We start from the raw sequence: 7,638 nt of genomic DNA, 5'->3' as shown, positions 1-7,638 counted from the left end.
AGATTGTCTGATAAATTGTTAAAGAGCAGTGAGTTACGCGCTTTCGCTTGCTAACTCGAGGTGGCGTATATTACGCTTTCCTCTTTCAGAGTCAACCCTTAATTTCAGGATTTTTAACTCTCATCGCTGCCGGTACACTGTGAAGTTGTTCACATGTTCCGTGTCGATGGAGGCGCATTATAGGGATCCCATTTTTTTGCACAACCCTTTTTTGCGATCTTTTTTCCGACCGCTGTTTTTTCATTCTTTTTGCGGAGATCCCGACCGATCTGAGTATTTTTTGAGGTGTTAAAGCCTTATAGAAAGCCGATAATGTCTAAAAATCACCTGCTCCTTTATGAAAGAGGTAAACATGTCGGTAAATATTCGCCCTTATAAAGCATTACATCCCAAGATCGGTTCCCGCGTAATGATCGACACCACCAGCGTAGTGATCGGAGATGTACGCCTCGCTGACGATGTGGGCATCTGGCCGTTGGTCGTTATTCGCGGTGATGTGAACGATGTCGCTATCGGCGCCCGCAGCAATATTCAGGACGGCAGCGTCCTACACGTCACGCACAAATCCTCTTATAAACCGGAGGGCAATCCCTTGATCGTCGGTGAGGACGTCACCGTTGGGCACAAAGTCATGCTGCACGGCTGCACGATTGGTAATCGGGTATTGGTCGGGATGGGATCGATTCTGCTGGACGGTGCAGTAATAGAAGACGATGTAATGATTGGGGCCGGAAGCCTGGTGCCGCAAAACAAGCGCCTTGAAAGCGGTTTTCTGTATCTCGGAAGCCCGGTCAAACAGATCCGCCCATTAACAGAAGAGGAACGAGAGGGATTGACGTATTCCGCCAACAACTATGTGAAATGGAAAGATGAGTATCTCGCTCAGGAGAGCCAGATCCAGCCCTGATTATCTTCCTGCCAATCACGGATAGCCTGTTCGGCTTCTTCTTCCAGGTCCCAGCGATTCTGTCGAAATCTTTCCAGCCAGAATTCTGGCGCATCGCCACCAAAGCGGTGCGCCAGTGATTCAGCCGATAATGCGCAGTTCAGCTGGAACCCACCGACCAGAACCGGGAAGTAAATGCACAGCAGCACTTCATCCCAGGTCTCACGGTCAGGAAACAGGATCGCCTGATTCACAGAGCGAGTTCCTTTTTCAGTTCTTCGATAACAGGTGTAATTTCCGGCATAACACCATGCCACAGCAATACGGCATGTGCCGCCTGGGCCACCAGCATGCCCAGACCATCGGCATTCTGTTTTGCGCCGTGCTGTTCGCACCAGTTCAGGAAAGGTGTGTTTCCTTTTTGATAGAACATGTCGTAGCAGTGCACATCTTTATTAATAATCGCGGTCGGGATTGCAGGTATTTCACCGCCAATACCACTGGAAGTAGCATTGATTATCAAATCGAATTTTTGATCGGCGAGCACATCCATCGCCAGCGCTTTCACACTGCCGGTATGCGCAAAGAGCGTAGTCAGCTCCTGAGCTCGGGCAAAAGTCCGGTTGGTTACCGTCACCGCACAGTCAAGCGACAGCAACGGTAACAGTACGCCACGTGCCGCGCCACCCGCCCCAATCAATAGAATGCGGTAGCCCGGCTTAATGAAGGCCAGACGTTCAAGGTCACTCAGCAAACCGATCCCGTCAGTGTTATCACCCAGCAGCCGCCCGTCCTCGAGACGCTTCAAGGTATTAACGGCTCCAGCCAGTGCTGCCCGCTCTGTCAGTTCATCCGCACGTGCAAACGCGTCTTCTTTAAAAGGAACCGTCACATTGCAGCCTTTACCGCCTGCTGCCAGAAATGCATCCAGAGTTTCATTAAAGCCTTCACGTGGGGCAAGCACCCGACCATAAGGATGCTCAATATTAAGCTGCTGAGCGAATCGCTGATGAATGAAGGGAGATTTGCTGTGGGAAATGGGGTTGCCGAATACCGCGTACTGTTCCATAGGATTACCCCTGGCGGAAAAGTTCGCCCGTCAGGGCATCACGAATTTCAGAAGGATTCATCCGTCCGCCCGTCTCTCCTTTTACTACCGGGAAGGCATCACCAAACTGAGTGACAACTTCCGCGACGGTACGGCAAGGTTCCTGCCCGGTGAGATTCGCGCTCGTCGATACCAGCGGTTTCCCGTAGACCTGGCACAATTCCACCACCAGCGGATGGTCGCTCACGCGAACAGCAAGCGTATCGAAACGCCCGGTGAGCCAGCGCGGAGTCGAAGCCTGGGCTGGAAAGACGAAGGTGACTGGCCCAGGCCAACGTGAGAACACGGCTTCGCGCTGCGCATCCGACAATACGGAATCGTCGATATACGGTCTGAGTTGTTCAAAATTCGCGGCAATCAGGATGAGGCCTTTTTCCATGGGGCGCTGCTTGAGCTCAAGCAAACGCATGACCGCTGTTTCACTATCAGGGTCACAACCCACGCCAAAAACAGCCTCAGTGGGATATGCGATGACTTGTTTATTATTGAGCGCGTCGATAGCTTTCAAAACGCTTTCTTGATGCAGGTTACTGTTCACTGATTTGTTCCACCGATACCGGCTTTCCACATTGTTTACTGGCACAAAAGAGCTTAACGCCCTGCGCCGTTTTCTTTTCGATAAGCAGTGGGTAATGGCACTCGGGGCATTCGCCCACTACCGGTTTGAAGTTAAGGACAAATTGGCAATCGGGATAGCGATCGCAGGAATGGAAGGTCTTACCATAGCGGGACCGTCGCTGAACCAGATGCCCTTCGTGACACTGCGGGCAAGCGATAGCGGTATCATCAGGCTTGTCGATGAGTTCCGTATGCTCGCAGGCCGGATACTGGCTGCAGCCGATAAACATGCCAAAGCGTCCCTGGCGAAGCACCAGTTCTGCTCCACAAGCTGGACACAGCTGCCCTTCCAGAACTTTGACAATGTGTCCGTCCGCCTGACTTTTCAGGGGACGGACGTAATCGCATTCCGGATAATGAGAACAGCCGAGAAACGGCCCGTGTTTACCGCTTCGGATAACCAGTTCGGCCCCGCACTGTGGGCAAGGCTCGTGTTTAGGCACCGTAAACAGTGCTGATTTGGCCATAACAACTCTTGTCGCTGCGCAATTGAATTAGTGCAGCATACCTTCATTTACTTCGAAGAGTAATTCTTCCATCTGCTGATAGGCATTTTCACAGCCCGGGATGTTAAACAGCACCATCAGAATCACCCACTTCAAATCTTCCAACTCAAACTCTGTGGCATCCAGCGCCATGACGCGTTCGATTACCATTTCACGCGTTTCGAGGTTTAGCACCTGAATCTGCTCCAGGAATAACAAGAATCCCCGGCAACTGGCATCCAGCCGTTGGCACTCATCTGCGGTATAAATACGAACAGAGAGTGGATCTGAAGCAAGCTGCATTGGCTCAGTGAGCCCTTCCTGATAGTCAGCCAGCTTTTCCAACCACAGCAGTGCGTTGTAGATATCTTCACGATCAAAACCGGCGTCAGTCAGATCCTGCGTCAGCTTATCCTGATCCACCCGCATCTCTGCTTCGTTATGGATGTAAGTCTCAAACAAATACATCAATACGTCGAACATGGCATGCCCTCCTTAATCGGACATAGCCGCCGGGTACAGCTGCGATCCATCCTGCTAACTCCAGTTCGAGTAGTTGGGCTACCGTCACTGGCACAGGTTGGCCGGCACGTTCAGCGACAACGTCAACAGGTGTTACCTCATCTCCTACGTTAGCCAGGAGCTCTGGAAATGGCAATGCTGCAAGCTCCGTATCCGGGGAATAATTTGATTTTTCAGCCTCATCTGGCAACGGATGTCGCCCATATTGTAAATTTTCAAGGATGTCATCTACTGACGTCACGGGTATCGCGCCCTGCTTAATCAACCAGTGTGGTCCTTCAGATCCGGGACTGCCTAATGGCCCGGGAACGGCATAAACGTCCCGGCCCTGCTCCAGCGCGGTTCTGGCCGTGACGAGAGACCCACTTTTTATCGCCGCTTCCACCACAAGGACCCCACTACTAAGCCCGCTAATAATCCGATTTCGTCGCGGGAAATTGGCGGGGAAAGGCGGCTGTGCTAATGGGAATTCGCTCACTAGCGCGCCACCGTTTTCAATAATGCGTTGTGCTAACGAAGCATGTCGTCGCGGATAGGAATGAAACAGACCGTTGCCCAACACCGCAATGGTTTTCCCGAATGCATCCAGCGCGGCGCGATGTGCCACACCATCGATACCGAGCGCCATCCCGCTGGTAATCGTCATGCCTTTTCTGGCAAGCGCTTCGCTGAAAATGCGTCCCCATCGTTCGCCGTACCAAGAGTGATCCCGACTGCCGACAATCGCGATTTGTGCAGACGCTAATAGCTTTACATCTCCCGCGACAAACAAAATGCCCGGATAGTCGACGATCGCCCGTAATGAGGAAGGGTAGTCAGGGTGATCAGCAGAAAGAACGGAATGCCCAGGGATTGTTAACCAATTCTGAGTGTCCTCCAGAGTGCGCTGGGTAAGTGAGAAAAATTGTTTGATGTGCCTGGCTGAAAACCCATTTTCCCGCAAGACCTCGGCATTAATTGAATCTGTAGAAATCAACCGTTGCACCAGCGCGAACAGCGTGTCGCCGTATAACCCATTGACCGCCATCAGACGGAGCCATATTTCTGTGGGTGTCATCCCTTTCCCCTTGCCACAAGCAGTCCCGGCAATCTTTGCGATTGGTCAGTGATGCTGTCAATCAGAGGGGGTTTTGTCTAGAATAGAGGTAATAAACTTTCCAACTCCTGAACACAACTCTGGATAATTATGTCAGTTTTGCAAGTGTTACATATTCCGGACGAGCGTCTTCGCAAAGTCGCAGAGCCGGTTAAAGAAGTAAATGCAGAAATTCAGCGCATCGTCGATGATATGTTCGAAACGATGTACGCTGAAGAAGGTATTGGTCTGGCCGCAACTCAGGTCGACATCCATCAGCGCATCATCGTCATTGACGTGTCTGAAGATCGTGCGGAACAGCTGGTGTTGATCAACCCAGAGCTGCTGGAAAAAAGCGGCGATACCGGTATTGAAGAAGGCTGCCTGTCGATCCCTGAACAGCGGGCACTGGTTCCGCGCGCCGAGAAAGTGAAAATCCGCGCACTGGATCGTGAAGGTAAGCCTTACGAATTAGAAGCCGATGGCCTGCTGGCAATCTGCATTCAGCACGAAATGGACCATCTGGTCGGCAAACTGTTTATCGATTATCTGTCCCCGCTGAAACAACAGCGCATCCGTCAGAAAGTTGAGAAACTGGATCGACTGAACGCCCGTGCTTAAGGATAAGAATTAACGTGTCAGAATCACTCCGCATTATTTTTGCTGGTACTCCTGACTTTGCAGCGCGTCATCTTGACGCGCTGTTGTCGTCTGGACACTTGGTGGTTGGCGTCTTCACCCAACCAGACAGGCCAGCCGGGCGCGGTAAAAAACTGATGCCAAGCCCGGTTAAAGTGCTGGCAGAAGAAAAAGGTCTACCGGTTTTCCAGCCTGCATCACTGCGTCCCCAGGAAAACCAGCAGCTCGTTGCCGACTTAAACGCCGACGTTATGGTTGTCGTTGCCTATGGTCTTATCCTGCCGAAAGCGGTTCTGGATATGCCGCGTCTGGGCTGCATTAACGTTCACGGTTCGCTGCTGCCGCGCTGGCGTGGTGCAGCACCTATCCAGCGTTCACTGTGGGCGGGCGATGCCGAAACCGGCGTCACCATCATGCAGATGGATGTGGGTCTTGATACCGGCGATATGCTGCATAAACTCTCCTGCCCTATTACCGCAGAAGATACCAGCGGTTCGCTGTACGATAAGCTCGCAGAGATGGGGCCACAGGGCCTGATCGAAACACTGCAGCAGCTGGCAAGCGGCACGGCGAAACCTGAAGTTCAGGATGAAGCTCTGGTCACTCATGCCGAAAAACTCAGTAAAGAAGAAGCACGCGTTGACTGGTCACTGTCCGCGGAGCAGCTTGAGCGTTGCATTCGTGCCTTTAATCCATGGCCAATGAGCTGGCTGGAGATTGATGGCCAGCCGGTCAAAGTGTGGCAAGCATCCGTAATCCACACGCAAACTGACGCCGCGCCAGGCACCATTGTCGATGCCAATAAACATGGTATCCAGGTCGCGACCGGGAATGGCATTCTGAACCTGCTATCGCTGCAACCCGCAGGTAAAAAAGCCATGAGCGCACAAGATCTTTTAAATTCGCGCCGGGAGTGGTTTATTCCCGGTAACCGTCTTGCCTGACGTCCCCTTACTTCAAGCCCGGTATTGCCGGGCCTTTTCATTTTTACACTTATGAAAAAAAATACAAATTTACGTAGTCTGGCAGCCCTTGCCGTTGAGCAAGTGCTGGAACAAGGCCAGTCTTTAAGCAATGTCCTGCCCGCCATGCAGCAAAAAGTGGCTGATAAAGACAGAGCGCTATTACAGGAACTGAGCTTCGGCGTGCTGCGCACGCTCTCCCAGCTAGACTGGCTGGTCAACAAGCTAATGGCGCGCCCGATGACCGGTAAACAGCGCACCGTGCATTACCTGATCATGGTAGGTTTTTATCAGCTGCTGCATACCCGAATTCCTCCACATGCAGCCCTTGCCGAAACGGTAGAAGGTGCGGTTGCCATTAAGCGCCCGCAGCTGAAAGGGCTGATCAATGGCGTGCTGCGCCAATTCCAGCGTAATCAAGAAGCGCTGCTCGAAGAGTTTGCCTCGACTGAAAGCCGCTTCCTGCACCCTGCCTGGCTGGTTAAACGCATCAAGAAAGCGTACCCGCAGCAATGGCAATCCATTCTTGATGCCAACAACCTGCGTCCACCAATGTGGTTGCGTGTTAACCGTAATCATCATTCACGCGATGAATGGCTGGCATTGCTGGACCAGGCAGGCATGAAGGGTTTTGCGCATGATGCGTATCCTGATGCCGTGCGCCTGGAAACACCGGCACCGGTATTTGCCCTGCCTGGTTTCGAGGAAGGTTGGGTGACGGTACAAGATGCTTCGGCACAAGGCTGCATGAACTATTTGATGCCGAAAAATGGAGAGGCCATTCTGGATTTATGTGCGGCTCCTGGCGGTAAAACAACCCATATTCTGGAAGTCGCGCCGGAAGCAAGCGTAATGGCCGTCGACGTTGACGAACAGCGCCTGTCGCGCGTGTATGAAAATCTGAAACGTCTGGGTATGAAAGCCGACGTCAAACAGGGCGATGGCCGCTATCCAGCACAGTGGTGCGGCGAACAACAGTTCGATCGTATCCTTCTGGATGCACCATGCTCAGCAACGGGGGTCATTCGCCGCCATCCGGATATTAAATGGCTACGCCGCGATCGCGATATTGCTGAGCTGGCACAACTCCAGAGTGAAATTCTGGATGCAACATGGGCGCATCTGAAAACCGGTGGCACGCTGGTATATGCGACCTGCTCAATTTTACCGGAAGAAAACTGCGAGCAAATTTCCGCGTTCCTGAAACGTACGCCTGATGCAGTGCTTCACGAAACCGGCAGCGTAGACCGTCCGGGTGTGCAGAACTTGCCTGCGGCAGACGAAGGCGACGGATTCTTTTACGCTAAGCTAATCAAACAGTGATGAAATAACGGATCGCGACT

At 52.4% G+C, this 7,638-nt stretch carries 10 protein-coding genes; 4 read left to right on the top strand and 6 right to left on the bottom strand.

What is annotated here, in order from left to right:
* Positions 1 to 352 precede the first annotated feature (352 nt).
* Positions 353 to 907 (top strand): gamma carbonic anhydrase family protein, encoded by a 555-nt coding sequence (locus MUU51_RS11930; RefSeq protein WP_159776922.1) that lies wholly within the window; start codon positions 353 to 355, stop codon positions 905 to 907.
* Here MUU51_RS11930 and MUU51_RS11925 read toward each other — a convergent pair.
* The 6 genes from MUU51_RS11925 to dprA are packed head-to-tail and all read right to left on the bottom strand — an operon-like array spanning position 883 to position 4,676.
* The gene (locus MUU51_RS11925) at positions 883 to 1,140 is read right to left on the bottom strand and encodes a DUF1488 family protein (RefSeq protein WP_159776908.1); all 258 of its coding nucleotides are present in this window, start codon (positions 1,138 to 1,140) and stop codon (positions 883 to 885) included. The two genes, MUU51_RS11930 and MUU51_RS11925, sit on opposite strands and share 25 nt — an antisense overlap.
* Positions 1,137 to 1,955 (bottom strand): shikimate dehydrogenase, encoded by an 819-nt coding sequence (gene aroE, locus MUU51_RS11920; RefSeq protein ID WP_258967813.1) that lies wholly within the window; start codon positions 1,953 to 1,955, stop codon positions 1,137 to 1,139. The genes MUU51_RS11925 and aroE overlap by 4 nt, the downstream gene beginning before the upstream one ends.
* Positions 1,956 to 1,959: 4 nt before the next feature.
* Entirely contained in the window at positions 1,960 to 2,532 is a 573-nt protein-coding gene (tsaC, locus tag MUU51_RS11915; RefSeq protein ID WP_258967812.1) for an L-threonylcarbamoyladenylate synthase type 1 TsaC, read from the bottom strand.
* Positions 2,522 to 3,079 (bottom strand): DNA topoisomerase family protein, encoded by a 558-nt coding sequence (locus MUU51_RS11910; RefSeq protein ID WP_159776911.1) that lies wholly within the window; start codon positions 3,077 to 3,079, stop codon positions 2,522 to 2,524. The genes tsaC and MUU51_RS11910 overlap by 11 nt, the downstream gene beginning before the upstream one ends.
* Before the next feature lie 27 nt (positions 3,080 to 3,106).
* Complete coding sequence (gene smg, locus MUU51_RS11905; RefSeq protein WP_110512480.1) at positions 3,107 to 3,580, bottom strand: DUF494 family protein Smg; 474 nt, start codon at positions 3,578 to 3,580, stop codon at positions 3,107 to 3,109.
* Positions 3,552 to 4,676 (bottom strand): DNA-protecting protein DprA, encoded by a 1,125-nt coding sequence (gene dprA / locus MUU51_RS11900; RefSeq protein ID WP_258967811.1) that lies wholly within the window; start codon positions 4,674 to 4,676, stop codon positions 3,552 to 3,554. Before dprA ends, smg begins: the two co-directional genes overlap by 29 nt.
* Before the next feature lie 129 nt (positions 4,677 to 4,805).
* Between dprA and def the strand changes: the two genes are divergently transcribed.
* The 3 genes from def to rsmB are packed head-to-tail and all read left to right on the top strand — an operon-like array spanning position 4,806 to position 7,618.
* On the top strand, positions 4,806 to 5,315 hold the full coding sequence (def, locus tag MUU51_RS11895) for a peptide deformylase (RefSeq protein WP_159762021.1): 510 nt from the start codon (positions 4,806 to 4,808) through the stop codon (positions 5,313 to 5,315).
* A gap of 14 nt (positions 5,316 to 5,329) precedes the next feature.
* The gene (gene fmt, locus MUU51_RS11890) at positions 5,330 to 6,277 is read left to right on the top strand and encodes a methionyl-tRNA formyltransferase (RefSeq protein ID WP_258967810.1); all 948 of its coding nucleotides are present in this window, start codon (positions 5,330 to 5,332) and stop codon (positions 6,275 to 6,277) included.
* A gap of 51 nt (positions 6,278 to 6,328) precedes the next feature.
* On the top strand, positions 6,329 to 7,618 hold the full coding sequence (gene rsmB, locus MUU51_RS11885; RefSeq protein ID WP_258967809.1) for a 16S rRNA (cytosine(967)-C(5))-methyltransferase RsmB: 1,290 nt from the start codon (positions 6,329 to 6,331) through the stop codon (positions 7,616 to 7,618).
* The last annotated feature ends 20 nt before the right edge of the window (positions 7,619 to 7,638 follow it).

The sequence above is a fragment of the Scandinavium manionii genome, assembly GCF_024764775.1.
GTDB lineage: Bacteria > Pseudomonadota > Gammaproteobacteria > Enterobacterales > Enterobacteriaceae > Scandinavium > Scandinavium manionii.
This window is presented reverse-complemented; position numbering and strand designations above follow the sequence as displayed.

What these genes read in the sequence shown, in the direction of transcription:
- MUU51_RS11930 (WP_159776922.1), top strand. Translation starts at nt 353, where the DNA reads ATGTCGGTAAATATTCGCCCTTATAAAGCATTACATCCCAAGATCGGT.
- aroE (WP_258967813.1), bottom strand. Translation starts at nt 1,955, where the DNA reads ATGGAACAGTACGCGGTATTCGGCAACCCCATTTCCCACAGCAAATCT.
- MUU51_RS11910 (WP_159776911.1), bottom strand. Translation starts at nt 3,079, where the DNA reads ATGGCCAAATCAGCACTGTTTACGGTGCCTAAACACGAGCCTTGCCCA.
- smg (WP_110512480.1), bottom strand. Translation starts at nt 3,580, where the DNA reads ATGTTCGACGTATTGATGTATTTGTTTGAGACTTACATCCATAACGAA.
- dprA (WP_258967811.1), bottom strand. Translation starts at nt 4,676, where the DNA reads ATGACACCCACAGAAATATGGCTCCGTCTGATGGCGGTCAATGGGTTA.
- def (WP_159762021.1), top strand. Translation starts at nt 4,806, where the DNA reads ATGTCAGTTTTGCAAGTGTTACATATTCCGGACGAGCGTCTTCGCAAA.
- rsmB (WP_258967809.1), top strand. Translation starts at nt 6,329, where the DNA reads ATGAAAAAAAATACAAATTTACGTAGTCTGGCAGCCCTTGCCGTTGAG.